Consider the following 13,284-nt stretch of genomic DNA (forward strand, 5'->3'; position numbering starts at 1 on the left):
GATTTCATAGGGCCAGCGATGCTTTCTGGTGGGCGATCAGGCGGCCGATGCCGGCGTCGGCCAGGTCGAGCAGTTCGATCATCTGGGCGCGCGTGAACGGCTCGCCTTCGGCGGTGCCCTGCACTTCGACGATGCCACCGCTGCCGGTCATCACGACGTTCATGTCGGTATCGCAGTTGGCGTCCTCGGCGTAGTCGAGGTCGAGCACCGCCAGGCCCTTATAGACACCGACGGAGACCGCAGCGACATGATCGCGCAAGGGGTTGCTGGCCACCTTCCCCTTGCTCAGCAAGTGTTCGCAGGCGTCGTTGAGCGCCAGCCAGGCGCCGGTGATGGCCGCACAGCGCGTGCCGCCATCGGCCTGCAGGACATCGCAATCGAGCGTGATCTGGCGTTCACCGAGCAGCGTGAGGTCGGTGACCGCACGCAGCGCACGACCGATCAGGCGCTGAATCTCCTGCGTGCGACCGGACTGCTTGCCCTTGGCTGCTTCGCGGCCGCTGCGGGTGTGTGTCGAGCGCGGCAACATGCCGTATTCGGCGGTGACCCAGCCCTGTCCGCCACCACGGAGAAAAGCGGGAACGGAGTCCTCGATACTGGCCGTGCACAGCACTCGCGTGTCGCCCATTTCGATCAACACCGAGCCTTCGGCGTGGCGGGTGAATCGGCGCGCAATGCTGACCTTGCGCAGCTGCGAAGCTTGACGGTGACTGGGGCGCATGCAGGTTCCTATTTGGCGTACTTCTGGATCGTCGAGCGGATCTCTTCGATGGCCAGTTCGATCTCCTCATCGCTGAGTTCGGTCTTGTGGCTCGGGTTGCGCCCGAACTCGTCGAGGCGGGTGGTTACCGTGTCGCGAGGCATGGATCGGGTCGAAATCACGCTGCTTCCGCCGCTGCTTTCGTCCGCGTAAGTGTCCTGCCAGCGTACGGCAATCATCGACAGGTTGTCGGCGTGCGGGCCGCCGTTGACTTCCGCCTGGTCGAGCAAGGTCGGCACGGCGCGCATCAGAGCGTTGGTTTTCAGCGCCGTGGCCATGGTGTCGCCAGGCAGGCCGCTCCAGGCGCCGTCGGTGCACAGGACGAGGACGTCTTCGGCTTCGAGCGTCGTCTTCCGGGAAAACTCGATCTCCGGCGTCTGCTGGCCGCCGAGGCAGCCGTAGATCTTGTTGCGGTCCGGGTGCGTGCTCGCCTCTGCTTCGCTGATCGCGCCCTGTTCGAGCAGCAGCCGCACGCGCGAGTGGTCCTTGGTCTGGGTCAGGATTCTGCCCTTGCGCAGCAGGTAGAGCCGAGAATCACCCGAGTGCGCCCAGTAGGCGACGTTGTTCTGCACGAGGCAGGCGACGCAGGTGGTGCGCGGCGAGTCCTCGAGGTGATGCGTGCCGGCGAAGTCGAGAATCGCGCTGTGCGCGCTGAGCATGCCCGTCTGCAGAAAGAGGAACGGGTCGCGAATGCGCGTCGTGCCCTGGCGCTGAAAGGACTCGGAGAGCGTCTGGACGGCGATCTGCGCGGCCACTTCACCGAAGTAGTGACCACCCATGCCGTCGGCAACGACCATCAGCAGGCTGTCGCGCGAGTAGCAGTGCGCCAGTCGGTCTTCGTTGTTGGCGCGCTTGCCGGTGCGGGTCTCCTGGTAGATCGTGAATTTCATGGATTTCGGGATTTCTTCAGTTTGCCGACCATCTGGTCGAGCCAGGTTGCTTTAGGCTGTGGCAGCGGCGCGACGACCGGTTCGGTGAGCGCCTTCTGCAGCGCGAAGACGCTCTGCGGCCGGTAGCGATGATTCAGGCACAGGCACCAGTCGATCGTTTCCAGCAGCTGGTCCGAGTACTGACCTTCCCAGCGCACCATCGCCGGTACCAGGCGATCCTTGTCGAGGCGGCTGTCGGCCGCTTGCGGGGTGCTCGCCGAAATGCACGCATACATCGAAGCGCCGACGCTGTAGATGTCGCTCCACGGGCCGAGCAGTTCGCGCTGGCTGTAGTGCTCCGGCGAGGCGAAGCCGGGCGTGTACATCGGCTTGAGCATTGGCGTGTCGCAGGCCAGCGTCTGGCGTGCCGCGCCAAAGTCGATCAGTACCGGGATGTGGTTGTTGCGCATGTAGATGTTCGACGGCTTGAGGTCGAGGTGCAGCAAGCGGTGCGAGTGCACCTCGCGCAGACCGTTGAGCATCTTGGTGAACACATTGCGAATGAAGTTCTCGGTGACCCCCGCCCGATGCTTCTGAATGAGCTCCTGCAGGGTGCGGCCCTGCTCGTACTCCATGACCATGTAGACGGTGTCGTTGGCACGAAAGAAGTTCAGGACGCGGATCACGTTCGGATGCGACAGGCCGGCAAGCGCCCGCCCTTCTTCGAAGAAACACTTCATCCCGTAGCGGAAAGCCGGGAGATGGTCTTCGGCGATGATCGGTGCCGTTCTTCCTTCGCTGCGCAGGGCCAGCGTATTGGGCAGGTACTCCTTGATGGCCACGCGCTTGCCCTCTCCATCCGTGGCCACATAGACGATCGAAAAGCCACCCAGTGAGAGCTGATGCTCGATGCAGTACTCATCAAGTTGGAACGCTGCAGGAAGGGGGTGGTTTGCTTGTTGCACCATCGCTGTCAAAGCTATCATTCAGAGTGTCGGCCATTGTCCGGTCTTTCGGGGTAGGCTGTAAAGCCGGCTGCAGACCTGCCTCCGTCCACACATCAGGATTGCGATGATCTACAGCATGACCGGCTATGCCGTGGCGGCGTGTGCCGTCAAGGGCGGCGCCCTGCAAATCGAGTTGAAGAGCGTCAATTCGCGCTACCTCGACTATCACTTTCGCGTCAGCGACGAGCTGCGCCTTGCCGAACCGGCGCTGCGCGAACTGATCGGCGCGCGCCTGGTGCGCGGCAAGCTGGAATGTCGGCTCAGCTTTGTTCCCACCGCCAGCGCTGCGCAGCAGGCGAGTCTGAACGCCGACCTGCTCGAAAGCCTCGCCCTGCTCGATGCGCAGGTCCGCGCCGTGCTGCCCCTTGCCGCTCCGCTGGCGGTCAGCGACGTGCTGCGCTGGCCGGGCATTTTCGGCGACGACGCGCTGGATGGCGAGGCCGTGCTCCCGGCTTGCCGGGCGCTGGCCTGCGACGCGCTCGACGAGTTCGTCGCCAGTCGCGCGCGCGAGGGCGGGAAACTGGCCGCGGTGATCCTCGAAAAGGTTGCTCGCATGCGCGTTCTGTTACGCGACATCGAGCCACGGATTCCGGCTGCTCTGGCCGCCTTCAACGAGAAACTGCGCCAGCGCCTGCTCGACGCACTCGACACGGTGAGTGACGACCGGATTCGACAGGAGGTGGCGGTCTTCGCCGCGCGTATCGATGTGGCCGAGGAACTGGCGCGCCTGGCGACTCATCTGGACGAGGTTGAGCGCGTTCTCGGAGCCGGCGGCGTCAGCGGCAAACGCCTGGATTTTCTGATGCAGGAGCTGACTCGTGAGGCCAATACCTTCGGCTCCAAGTCGCTGGTTGCCGAGCTGTCGCAGCTGGCCATCGAGTTCAAGTTGCTCATCGAACAGATGCGTGAGCAGGTGCAGAATCTGGAGTAGTGAATCACGCCGCATCATGAAGTCTCTCGTCTCAAGTTAAAGCCCCGTATTTTGGGGCTTTTCTTCGTCATGACGTTGCAGCTTGTCGCATGAGAGCGCACAATATCTGTGCACTACCAAGTGCACCACGTGGTGCACCTATAGCCAAGCAGGTGGTGCACACCAGGAGGCGATATGGGCAAGCTGACTGACTTGGATATTCGGAACTGGATGAGGAGCGGCGAGCGCTTCGAACAACGGGGCGACGGAGACGGGGTATATCTGTGCTTTCCCGCTCGGTTCGCCGTGCCGGTCTGGAAGTTGCGCTATCGTTTCGCTGGCAAACCTCGCACGGTGAACCTTGGCAGTTACCGTGACTTGTCAATTGCTGGCGCCAGAAAGACGGCCAAGGAGCTACGCGCGCGGGTTGCGTTGGGCTATGACGTTGCCGGAGAAAAGCAGGAGCGCAAGCGCGAGGCTGTCGCCAAGATCGAGGCTGAGAAGGCGGTCATTACGATGGGCGCGTTGGCCGATGACTACTTCTCGTCTCAAATTCTTGGACGCTGGAAACATCCCAACATCGTGCGCAGCCGGATCGAGAACGACATCAAGCCGAACATTGGGAAGCTGGCCATAGGGGAGATACGACCAACGCACGTTGACGCGATGCTCAAGGCTATCGTCAGGCGGGGTGCTCCGACGATGGCGAATGATGTCCTGCGTTGGGTCAAGCGAATGTTTGACTACGCCATCAAGCGCCAGATGATCAGCTTCAATCCGGCGGCGGCTTTCGATCTGGCGGATGCTGGCGGCAAGGAGGAGTCCCGCGACCGCTGGCTTACCCGTTCGGAGTTGGCCGCCCTGTTTGCTGCGATGCGAAGCGCGCGAGGATGGAATATCGAGAACGGCCTGACGGTGAAGCTGCTACTGCTGTTGGCGGTTCGCAAGGGCGAACTGATACAGGCAAGGGTTAGTGAATTCGATCTCGACGCGGCCGTTTGGTATCTGCCAGCCGACCGGACAAAAACAGGTGCGGCGATTGACATCCCTCTCCCTAATCAAGCTGTTGCGTGCCTGCGTGAGCTTGTGCGGTTGGGCAACGGGTCTGGATGGCTGCTACCGGCGCGCAAGATGCAGGAGCGCATGGTCCCTCATATCGACCTCAACACCGTTGGCGCCGCGCTTGCGAAAAACATCAAGCCTTTGATGCCCGGCGCAGAGAACTTCACGTTGCATGACTTTCGGCGCACGGCGCGCACTCACTTGGCCGCGCTGGGGGTGGCACCGCATATCGGCGAGCGCTGCCTGAATCACGCTATCAAGGGCGTGGAGGGCATCTATAACCAGCACGATTTCTTCGACGAACGCCGGGAGGCACTTCAGAAGTGGGCCGACCTACTCGATGTGATTGCAGGCGACGAGCAGGGCAAGGTCGTATCGCTCAGGCCGGCGAAGATGGCTTGACCCGGGCCTGCCCGCGCCTATCCTGCCGCGAATGGCTGCGAAGCCCTGGCTGGAAGGCGCGGAGTCGTGATTCAGGGGCTAGAAAAAGGAGCATTGTGGACGATTCGGATGCATCCGGTCGAGACCGGCTATTCCGGCGCTATGTGCGCTTGTACAACGCGAAGGCTCGTCAGCTTGGCCTCAAGATGTTTCGCGGAACGACAAAGCCCCGACGCGCGATCCGTTTGCGCGACCTCTTGGATCCCCGTCGCGTTCGTGCATTGGTGTCGTTTGCATCGAGCGAGGAAGAGGAGAAGTTCAGGGCAGACTTCTACTTTTCGTTGTACTCCGACGTTCGTCCACTTGCATCCCTTGGCTTCACGAAGCGGCGGCAAGCGTCTGAATGGGGGCGGCGTGGCGCGGCAGAACAGCGCAAGGAAGGCGACGGGAATCGCCGGTCGGTGATCGATGCCGCACACGCGATTCTTGCGGTACGTCGGCGAAAGCCATCGGCACGTCAGCTGGCGAAGTTGATCGAAGAAAAAACGGGTATCCCGGCAAACACTGTTCGAGGGCACCTTCAGAAACTGAAAAAAGAACGAATTCTGGATTAGGGGCTTCGATCTCATCCAAGGGAAGTTTCTAGTATCAGGACCATGCAAGCCGCGGCATCCCGTTGCGGGGCTCTTCATAGAGGTACAGCATGGTTCAGCACACAAAGAACGAGCGCGCGATCCCCGACGCTCTCAGGCATTTCGATTCCCTTCCTGATTCGGCAAGTGTCCGTCTGCCAGTCGTGGCGGCGCTCGTGGGATGCTCCACAGCAACCGTCTGGCGCATGGTCAAGCGTGGCACGCTGCCTACTCCTCGGCAAAGGGGTCTGCGGATTACCGCTTGGTCCGTCGGCGAGCTTCGAAAAGCGCTTGCTGTCGTTTCACCGGCGGTGATGGCGTGAGCCACAAAGGAAAAGCCGCCGCGGTAACGGGCACCGAGACGGCTTCGAAAACGACACCAAACAGCACGCATTCTAGCATCGTCGATCCGCAGCGCGGCTGGTTCGCGCTCGCCAGCAACGTGAAGCCTTCGCGCAACCGCCAGCCGAAACGCAGTTGGCAAAGGGGGGCGCGGCGATGAGTCAAGTCGACCCCCTCCTTCAGCTTCTCGACAGAGTGAAGCGCACCGGACCAGGCACATGGACTGCGCGTTGCCCCGCGCACGCCGACCGTTCGCCAAGTCTCTCGATTCGCGAGCTTGATGACGCTCGCGTGATGCTTCACTGCCATGCCGGATGTGACGTGCAAGAGGTTCTCGCTGCCGTTGACCTCACGTTTGATGCCCTATACCCACCTTGCGCGCTCGATCACCAGACAAGGCCGGAGCGACGACCATTCCCTGCGGCCGACGTTCTGCGCGCTATCGGCTTCGAAGCGCTTGTCGTCTGCTCTGCGGCTGCGGCGCTGTTGTCCGGCGAGCCGTTCAACGAGGGCGACCGCGAGCGGCTGACCCTGGCTGCCGGCCGTATTCAGGCAGCGATGACCGCGGCGGGGGTAACCCATCATGGATAGAGGCATTGATCGAGGCCAGACGTTTCTCGACGACATGGCGGAGCGTATGCGTGGCGCTACAGGCGGCGAATACGCGCGCACGGTCAAGCTTCTGAAGGCCAGCGACGTGAAGATTGAACCCGTCGAATGGATCTGGAACGGATGGCTTGCGGCCGGGAAAGTTCAGATCCTTGGAGGGGCACCAGGAACCGGGAAGACGACGATTGCAATGGGCATGTCGGCGGTGATGACGGCCGGCGGACGCTGGCCGGATGGCACCCGCGCAAGCGTCAGCAACGTCGTGATCTGGAGCGGAGAAGACGACCCGGCCGATACGCTGATTCCGCGGCTTATGCTGTCCGGTGCTGATCTATCACGCGTGCATTTCATTGACGGCGTGCAGGAGGGCCACGAGAAGCGATCATTCGACCCGTCGAAGGATATGCCCGCGCTGCGGCGCAAGCTGCATGAAATCGGCGACGTTCGCTTGCTGGTCGTCGATCCGATCGTGTCCGCAATTGCCGGCGACAGTCACAAGAACGCCGAAGTGCGGCGCGGGCTTCAACCCCTTGCCGACCTGGCCGCATCAATGCGGTGTGCGCTGCTCGGGATCACGCACTTTTCAAAGGGCACCGGCGGGCGCGATCCGGTAGAGCGCATTACCGGAAGTCTTGCCTTTGGCGCAGTTGCACGCATCGTGCTGGTCGCTGCAAGACAGCAAGAAGAGGCGGAAGACGGGCGCACCGTGCGCTTGCTGCTGCGTGCCAAGTCAAACATCGGGCCAGACGACGGGGGCTTCGAGTACGACTTGCAACAGGCGGAACTGAAAAGCCATCCCGGCATCTTCTCGTCTTCAGTCGGATGGGGTGATGCAGTCGAAGGAGCGGCACGTGATCTGCTGGCCACGGCCGACGCGACCGGCGACGACGGCGAAGGCGGCACACTGGCCGATGCTAAACGGTTTCTCTCTGATCTGCTCGAAGACGGCCCTGTGCCATCGAAAACCATCAAGGGCGATGCCGACGGCGCCGGGTATTCATGGGCAACCATCCGGCGGGCGCAGAAGGCGCTTAGAGTCGAGGCGACCAAGGAGGGAATGAAGGGCGGCTGGGCCTGGAAAATGCCCACGCAAGAAGCCATGCAACCGCCTATTGGCAACGTGAAGGTGCTCAAGAATATCGAAGACGCCCAACAAAAATTGATGGGCACCTTCGAAGAAATTGAGCACCTTCATGGTGCCACCGAGATAGTCGAGGTCGAAATATGAACCCGGCGACGATTCTCAAAGACGCGGCGGCGGGCGGGGTGACGCTCTCACTGTCGGCAGCCGAGACGATCAAGGCGACCGGCGACCAGGCCGCGGTCAATCGCTGGCTTCCGGTGATCCGAGAGCACAAAGCTTTCATTGTCGCGCTGCTGGTTGACGCGGCGGTAGGCCGCTGGCTTGCCGACATCGGCGAAACCGACCAAGAAACCATTGACGAGGTACTTACCGCGTGCAGGCGAGACAGTGAGGCGCGGGCGTACTTCCTTGGACGTGCCCGAAACGCTGGAATGGACGCCCATTCAAGCGCCGGGAAGGCGGTCGACACGACATGCAGATAACATTAAAAACCGCAACGCACAATGCCTATAGCACTGCAAAGCAGAAACCGTGCCCCAGCTTACGGTGCATGGCTTTGCACGGGTGTATTGTTTCTATGGCGAGCAACTTGCTAACAGCGCACTGCACAATGCTATTGGCAAGAACGCCGCCGCGCGCCGCGGGCGTCATTGTCTGGCGCAGTGGTGTATCCGGCTTGCCGGGGCGCGGTTCGTTCGCTGTGGCGCGGGTGCGTGGCCTTGCTGCGGCATTGCCGATTGAAATATCAGGAGGGATACAGAATGGTTTGGGCTAAAGGGGAAAGCGGGAATCGGGCGGGGAAGCCGGCCGGCGCGAGGAACAAATCGACTCGTATGGTGCTGGCCATCATGGAGGGTGGCGCGAAGGAAATCACCGAGGCCGTCGTCAAGCTGGCCAAGGAAGGCGACTTGTCCGCCGCGCGACTGGTGATTGAACGATTGTTGCCGCCGGCCAAAGACCGCCCGATCTTCCTGGCGCTACCGGACACCGACACCGCCGCCGGCATCGCGCAGGCTCAGGCCGCCATCGTGCGAGCTGTGGCTGCCGGCGAGCTGCTGCCCGGCGAGGCCGCGACGCTGGCCGGTATCGTGGAAGTCCGCCGCAAGGCACTGGAGACGCAAGAGCTTGAACAACGCATTACCGTTTTGGAGGAAACGAAGAAATGAGCACAGCACTTGAACGCCGCGCCGCCAAACTGGAGCAGGCGGCGCGCCCGGCAGAGAACCAAGTCGACCTGATTGTTCGGCGCATCATATCGCCCACTGGCGCCGAGGTTATCCGCGCCAAGATCGGCGACACAATTGTGGACCGCCGCGACGACGAGACAGAGAGCGCATTCGTGGCACGATCGAAGGGTGAAGCCCTGGCCGCGACTTGCCGCCGGCCTTGTCGCGTGCTTCTGCTACCTGCGGAGGTGCTGCAATGAGCATGATTGGTAGACGAGTCGTCAGACTGGAGAAGGCCTGCCCGAGTGGATTGGAAGCGCTTTCAGACCAGGAACTGCAAGCGAGAATCGACGAGATGTGCACCCGGCCAGATGTTCAAGCGTGGATTGCTCAAGGCGAGGACGACGACCCCGAGCGCGTGCCGGTGCTGCGGCTGCTGTCGCTGTGAGCAGACGACGGTTTGAGGTGGCGCGCCGATCCTGTCGGTTTCGTCGTCTCGTTGAATCTCAAGCGCAGGCATTTGAGCGAAGGCCAGCGGGCAATGGTGGCGGCGAAGATGGCGAATAGTCAAGCTGGCACGTTCAGCGGCAATCAGCACGTGCCCTCTGCAAATTTGCAGACACCTGCAATCAGCCAAACCAAAGCCGCCGACCTTCTCCAAGTCTCTACGCGCTACATGGCAACCGCCATTAGAGATAAAGTGAGCCGCTATCGGCTGACTGCGCCGGCGATGATCAAGGCGCCGATCAGAATGGCCATAGGTATCGGTGCTGCAGCGAAAGCCCCCATCACTGCGAGAATGATTAGCCCACCAATTATCAGAGACGCTAGCTTCTTCACCAAGTCAAGCGCCAGCAACCCCAAACCCTTTGCGATATTGACACCGAGCAAGACATAGCGGCGCCAACGAGGGCCCTCTGCCTGATCCCGTTCTTCCGCCGCATCTGCTAGCAGCCTGTCGGACTTTCGCGGTGCCGTAAGCCGTACATGATAAAATCATACTTTGTTCGAGCTACCGAGTCGTCACATGGCCCACTTCATTATCGCTGACCGCAAGACCGACTATCTACTCCCGCCGTCGCTGGACGATTGGCTGAACCAGGATCACCTGGCCCGATTCATTGTTGACGTGATCGACCAGCTTGATCTTTCCAAACTCATTCAGCAGTACGCCGGGCGCGGATCGAAAGCCTATCATCCGGCGACCCTGCTGGGGATCCTGGTGTATGGCTACGCTACGGGTGTCTTCTCCAGCCGCCGGCTGGAACAGGCAACCTACGACTCGGTGGCCTTCCGCTTCATCGCCGCCAATCTTCATCCCGATCACGACAGTCTGGCGGCCTTCCGCCGACGTTTCCTTGACGAACTGAGCGACCTGTTTCTACAGATTCTCGAAATGGCCAAGGAAATGAAGGTGCTCAAGGTGGGTAACATCTGTCTCGATGGGACGAAGATGGAGGCCAATGCCTCACGGCACAGTGCGCTGTCACACGGGTATATCGAAAAGCTGGAAGTTCAGCTCAAGGCCGAGGTTCAGGAATTGCTGGCACTGGCGGAAAAAGCTGATCAGGCCGACCTTCCGACGGGTGTCGACCTGCCCGAGGAGCTGAAGCGTCGGGAAGATCGCTTGGCAGCCATGGCCGCCGCCAAGGCCACGATTGCTGCTCGGGCCAAGGAGCGCTATCAGCGGGAGAAGGCCGAGTACGACGAGAAGGTCGCCCGCCGCGCCGCCAAGGAAGAGGCGACCGGCAAGAAGCTGGGCGGCAAGCCACCCAAGCCCCCCGAGCCTGGCGCAAGGGCCAGTGATCAGGTCAACCTCACGGACGAAGAGTCGCGCATCATGCCGGTGGCCGGTGGCGGCTTCAAACAAGCGTACAACGCCCAGGCGGCGGCTGATGCGGCAACGATGCTGGTCGTCGCCACCGGGGTCTCGCAGGCGCCCAACGATAAAGAGCAGGTCGAGCCGATGCTGGCCACCCTCAAGGCGCAGGTCGACGTGCTCGGCACCGTGGAATGCCTGATCGCCGACAGCGGTTACTGCAGCGAGAAGAACATCAAGGCGTGTGAAGCGGCCGGCATCGATCCCCTGATCGCTGTCGCGCGCGACGAGCACCACCCGGGCTGGCGGGAGCGCCACAGCGAACCGGCCCTATTGCCTGACAACGCCACGCCAACACAGGCCATGTCCCATCGGCTGAAGACCAAGGCAGGACGAGCGCACTACGCGCTACGCAAGCAGACCATCGAACCGGTGTTCGGGATCATCAAGTCGGTGATGGGATTTCGCCGCTTCTCTCTGCGCGGTTTGAAGAAGGTCACCGGTGAGTGGACGCTGGTTTGCATGGCATGGAATTTGAAGCGCCTGGCCGTATTGCGTCCACAGTAGGGAAAAGGAGGGGGAAACCCTCGGAAAAGCCAGAAAATCAAGGAAATCCGGCTTTTTTGTTCCGCATAGTGAAATTCGCGGACTTGGCCGGAATCAAGTCCGACAGGCTGCTAGTTCCTTGATCTCCTCATCGTAGAGGGCTGTCTGCGATTCTGGGTCAGCAACAAACGCCTGCTTCTTCCGAAAGAAATGCGTCGCGAGGCCTGCGCCAGCAAGCAAGACGACACCAGCCCACCCAAAGTAAGTAGGCTCATCGCCAACCCACCCGCCTATGCACAGCGTTCCGGCGATCACTGCCGACATGATCGCTACCACGGTGGCATCCTCGCGCCGCAGCTCTATGGGAATCTCTTCGTAGTGTCCGAACCTTTTCATTGTCATCGGTCTGCAATCGCGTCATAGGATTACGCCTAGAGACTTGGCAGCCTCACGAAAAGTGTCTCGAACCCCTTCTGCCGCGTCAACTGGTATTTCCCCGCCGGTCGTCGGGTGTACGCGATGTAGTGCACCTTCTCGGGTTTCTTGGAGGAGGCTGGAGCGATTAAAGGAAGCCGGCCATGAACGAGCGGATCAAGATCGAGCGTTGCGACGTCGCTACCGATATCGGCGGATGGGCTGGCTTCCTTGCTAGGCACAGGGGGATAACCGCCTATCACAAGGCCAGACGCCGCTGTGCACCACCATGTGCACTACCGGCGATGGTCGATTGGCAGGAACGCTTTAACCACGGTGTATACGAAGCCCACTTAGATAGCAGGTGCAATCTGGAGTGAGCGGCGAGGGCTGGCGAATGGCCCGGGGTTTGGCGATCGGCTCGTCGCTGGAAAACGTTTTGCTTCAAACCGCCAGCGAGCTGTGATAGTTTGGCGATTCCTGCCATGGAGGGACAGATCATGCCTATAGAATTGGGTCGTTCGAAATTGAGAAGGGTCGCATCCGCCGCGTGCGCCGCCTTGCTGGTGACCTGCGGCACGGTTGGCGCCGCCGAGGAGGTGCCGCTGGTCGATGGTACGCACTGGACCAAGTCGTCTCCGGAGATCAAGAAGGCGTATCTGGTCGGCCTGTCCAATGCCATTCAGGTCGACGTAGCGTATCAAGCGGATAACCCGAAAGCGAGCGCGAGTGACTTTTCACCGAAAGTGGTGAAGGGGATGAAGGGTCATACCCTGGAAACGGCGCTGGCCAGCATTGACAACTGGTACGCGGCCCATCCCGATCAGCTGCAGCGCCCGGTGGTCGAGACGATCTGGTTCGAGATGGTCGTGCCCGGACTGAACAAGAACAAATAACGGAGGCGAGGAATGAAAAGAACTGGACTGGCTTTGGCGACGGCTGCCACATTGACCGTTCTCGGTTGTACCAATATGACGCCGCGCGAGCAGGGGACGGTCAGTGGCGCGGCGATCGGGGCTGCTGCGGGGGCGGGAATTGCCGCCATCTCGGGCGGAAACGGCTGGACCGGGGCGGCCATCGGCGGCGTTCTTGGCGGCACCGTCGGCAACATCAAGGGCAAGAACCAGCAGTAGCGACGCCGATCCCGAGGGCGGTGCGGCCTTGCTCTCGGCGCGGGCCGACGGCCCGTATGAGATCCGCCGTCGCGGCTCTCCTATTTGGTGATCGCGGCATTGCGACCGGAAAACTTATCGCTCAGGCGAAAGGCCGCATCGCTGAGGTCGCTCCGCGGGTTGTCGTTGCAGTAGCGGGTGACGTGTTTCTCGATGGTTCCGCTGGACATCGTCGACACCTGCTGGCTGCGGAGGGCGTAGTTATGGCCGGTGAGCACGCCGCGTATCCAGGCGACGTACAGCGCGCGCTCGTCGGCGTCGGTTCTTGACTCGGTCCACGCGCGGCACGACAGGTCATCGGGGCCGAGAATCTTGACCGGAATCTCGGCGGCGCAGGCAGTGCCTGTCGCCACGGCAGCCAGCACGATGAGGGCGCGTGGCGTGAACTTGCTTCGGGACATCGGGTGGCTCCTCGCCAAGTGAAAACTGGAAGGCTTCGATTCTCCCCTGTACCGGCCGGCGAGTCCATGCCGTCGAGCAAGCTGCCTGCGCGGCGCCCGCAGTCGTGTGG

19 protein-coding genes are annotated in these 13,284 nt (G+C 61.5%); 13 read left to right on the forward strand and 6 right to left on the reverse strand.

Annotated elements, in window-relative coordinates; genetic code table 11:
* Positions 1-4: 4 nt before the first annotated feature.
* The 3 genes from rph to QZ613_RS11060 are packed head-to-tail and all read right to left on the reverse strand — an operon-like array spanning position 5 to position 2,597.
* Positions 5-721: a ribonuclease PH gene (rph, locus tag QZ613_RS11050; RefSeq protein ID WP_043565136.1), complete on the reverse strand. Its 717-nt coding sequence runs from the start codon at positions 719-721 to the stop codon at positions 5-7.
* Between the two features lie 8 nt (positions 722-729).
* Positions 730-1,650, reverse strand: coding sequence for a protein phosphatase 2C domain-containing protein (locus tag QZ613_RS11055; protein WP_291900945.1), 921 nt, complete (start codon positions 1,648-1,650; stop codon positions 730-732).
* Positions 1,647-2,597 (reverse strand): serine/threonine-protein kinase, encoded by a 951-nt coding sequence (locus tag QZ613_RS11060; protein ID WP_043565139.1) that lies wholly within the window; start codon positions 2,595-2,597, stop codon positions 1,647-1,649. Before QZ613_RS11060 ends, QZ613_RS11055 begins: the two co-directional genes overlap by 4 nt.
* Positions 2,598-2,700: 103 nt before the next feature.
* Here QZ613_RS11060 and QZ613_RS11065 point away from each other — a divergent pair, with 103 nt between their 5' ends.
* From QZ613_RS11065 to QZ613_RS11080, 4 genes are all read left to right on the forward strand, one after another.
* A complete protein-coding gene (locus tag QZ613_RS11065) occupies positions 2,701-3,567 on the forward strand; it encodes a YicC/YloC family endoribonuclease (protein ID WP_291982440.1) in 867 nt (288 codons plus the stop codon).
* 174 nt (positions 3,568-3,741) lie between these two features.
* Positions 3,742-5,010: a site-specific integrase gene (locus QZ613_RS11070; protein ID WP_291862478.1), complete on the forward strand. Its 1,269-nt coding sequence runs from the start codon at positions 3,742-3,744 to the stop codon at positions 5,008-5,010.
* A 95-nt stretch (positions 5,011-5,105) separates the two neighbouring features.
* Positions 5,106-5,603 (forward strand): hypothetical protein, encoded by a 498-nt coding sequence (locus QZ613_RS11075; RefSeq protein WP_291862481.1) that lies wholly within the window; start codon positions 5,106-5,108, stop codon positions 5,601-5,603.
* A gap of 89 nt (positions 5,604-5,692) precedes the next feature.
* Entirely contained in the window at positions 5,693-5,944 is a 252-nt protein-coding gene (locus tag QZ613_RS11080) for an AlpA family phage regulatory protein (protein ID WP_291862485.1), read from the forward strand.
* On the opposite strand, the gene QZ613_RS11085 is transcribed toward QZ613_RS11080, so the two are convergent.
* Complete coding sequence (locus QZ613_RS11085) at positions 5,877-6,290, reverse strand: hypothetical protein (RefSeq protein WP_291982608.1); 414 nt, start codon at positions 6,288-6,290, stop codon at positions 5,877-5,879. The two genes, QZ613_RS11080 and QZ613_RS11085, sit on opposite strands and share 68 nt — an antisense overlap.
* A 256-nt stretch (positions 6,291-6,546) precedes the next feature.
* On the opposite strand from QZ613_RS11085, the gene QZ613_RS11090 reads away from it, so the two are divergent.
* From QZ613_RS11090 to QZ613_RS11120, 7 genes are all read left to right on the forward strand, one after another.
* Positions 6,547-7,800 (forward strand): AAA family ATPase, encoded by a 1,254-nt coding sequence (locus QZ613_RS11090; protein WP_291862490.1) that lies wholly within the window; start codon positions 6,547-6,549, stop codon positions 7,798-7,800.
* Positions 7,797-8,138: a hypothetical protein gene (locus QZ613_RS11095; protein ID WP_291862493.1), complete on the forward strand. Its 342-nt coding sequence runs from the start codon at positions 7,797-7,799 to the stop codon at positions 8,136-8,138. The genes QZ613_RS11090 and QZ613_RS11095 overlap by 4 nt, the downstream gene beginning before the upstream one ends.
* A 279-nt stretch (positions 8,139-8,417) precedes the next feature.
* Positions 8,418-8,822, forward strand: coding sequence for a DUF5681 domain-containing protein (locus tag QZ613_RS11100; protein WP_291862556.1), 405 nt, complete (start codon positions 8,418-8,420; stop codon positions 8,820-8,822).
* Positions 8,819-9,082, forward strand: coding sequence for a hypothetical protein (locus QZ613_RS11105; RefSeq protein ID WP_291862498.1), 264 nt, complete (start codon positions 8,819-8,821; stop codon positions 9,080-9,082). Before QZ613_RS11100 ends, QZ613_RS11105 begins: the two co-directional genes overlap by 4 nt.
* A complete protein-coding gene (locus QZ613_RS11110) occupies positions 9,079-9,270 on the forward strand; it encodes a hypothetical protein (RefSeq protein WP_291862501.1) in 192 nt (63 codons plus the stop codon). The genes QZ613_RS11105 and QZ613_RS11110 overlap by 4 nt, the downstream gene beginning before the upstream one ends.
* Before the next feature lie 12 nt (positions 9,271-9,282).
* On the forward strand, positions 9,283-9,720 hold the full coding sequence (locus tag QZ613_RS11115; protein ID WP_291982610.1) for a hypothetical protein: 438 nt from the start codon (positions 9,283-9,285) through the stop codon (positions 9,718-9,720).
* A gap of 129 nt (positions 9,721-9,849) precedes the next feature.
* Entirely contained in the window at positions 9,850-11,208 is a 1,359-nt protein-coding gene (locus QZ613_RS11120) for an IS1182 family transposase (protein WP_291900786.1), read from the forward strand.
* A 93-nt stretch (positions 11,209-11,301) separates the two neighbouring features.
* Here QZ613_RS11120 and QZ613_RS11125 read toward each other — a convergent pair whose 3' ends face one another.
* A complete protein-coding gene (locus QZ613_RS11125) occupies positions 11,302-11,583 on the reverse strand; it encodes a hypothetical protein (protein WP_291982443.1) in 282 nt (93 codons plus the stop codon).
* Positions 11,584-12,101: 518 nt separating this feature from the next.
* Here QZ613_RS11125 and QZ613_RS11130 point away from each other — a divergent pair.
* Both QZ613_RS11130 and QZ613_RS11135 read left to right on the forward strand, forming a co-directional pair.
* Complete coding sequence (locus QZ613_RS11130; protein ID WP_291982445.1) at positions 12,102-12,497, forward strand: hypothetical protein; 396 nt, start codon at positions 12,102-12,104, stop codon at positions 12,495-12,497.
* 12 nt (positions 12,498-12,509) lie between these two features.
* On the forward strand, positions 12,510-12,734 hold the full coding sequence (locus QZ613_RS11135; RefSeq protein WP_043565141.1) for a YMGG-like glycine zipper-containing protein: 225 nt from the start codon (positions 12,510-12,512) through the stop codon (positions 12,732-12,734).
* 80 nt (positions 12,735-12,814) lie between these two features.
* Here QZ613_RS11135 and QZ613_RS11140 read toward each other — a convergent pair whose 3' ends face one another.
* A complete protein-coding gene (locus QZ613_RS11140) occupies positions 12,815-13,174 on the reverse strand; it encodes a hypothetical protein (protein WP_043565142.1) in 360 nt (119 codons plus the stop codon).
* Positions 13,175-13,284: the final 110 nt, after the last annotated feature.

Origin of the sequence: Candidatus Accumulibacter sp. ACC005, assembly GCF_907163215.1 — a bacterium.
GTDB classification, from domain to species: Bacteria; Pseudomonadota; Gammaproteobacteria; order Burkholderiales; family Rhodocyclaceae; genus Accumulibacter; species Accumulibacter regalis.